Genomic DNA, 614 nt, shown 5'->3' with positions numbered 1-614 from the left:
ATTACTGACACAGGTTACGTTTCAGATCGTATGAAAGGTATGATTCAAGGTAGTGATGTCTTTATGTTTGAAAGTAATCACGACGTCGATATGTTACGCATGTGTCGTTATCCATGGAAGACGAAACAACGTATTTTAAGTGATATGGGTCACGTATCCAATGAAGACGCAGGACTTGCGATGAGTGATGTTATTACAGGTAATACGAAACGTATATACCTCTCTCATTTATCACAAGTCAATAATATGAAAGACCTTGCACGCATGAGTGTTGGACAAGTGCTCAACGAACACGATATCGATACAGAGAAAGAAGTGTTGCTCTGCGATACCGATAAAGCGCAAGCAACACCGATTTATACACTATAATGGAATAGAGGTAAGACAAACGACCTACTTAAGTATTGCGCTTAAGTAGGTTATTTTTTTGAAAAAGTGGTTGATAGTGTAGGGAATGATTACGTGTTAGTTTAATTGGGCTAGTGCATGAATGATTGATTTAGGGATTTTTTTTGAAATGAAAGCGCATCATGGAAGGGGGAGAACGATGTCTTACACGCTTTGTGATTTATATTACACTTCCTAATATTTTCCTAGTTGATAAAAAAGTAATG

The 614-nt window shown here is 37.1% G+C and carries 1 pseudogene; it reads left to right on the top strand.

The features are described from left to right. Nucleotides 1-369: pseudogene (locus tag IE142_RS39985) on the top strand (hypothetical protein); the annotation flags it as partial. Nucleotides 370-614: the final 245 nt, after the last annotated feature.

The organism is Streptomyces mutabilis (assembly GCF_014649815.1).
Lineage (GTDB): Bacteria > Actinomycetota > Actinomycetes > Streptomycetales > Streptomycetaceae > Streptomyces > Streptomyces mutabilis.
This window is presented reverse-complemented; position numbering and strand designations above follow the sequence as displayed.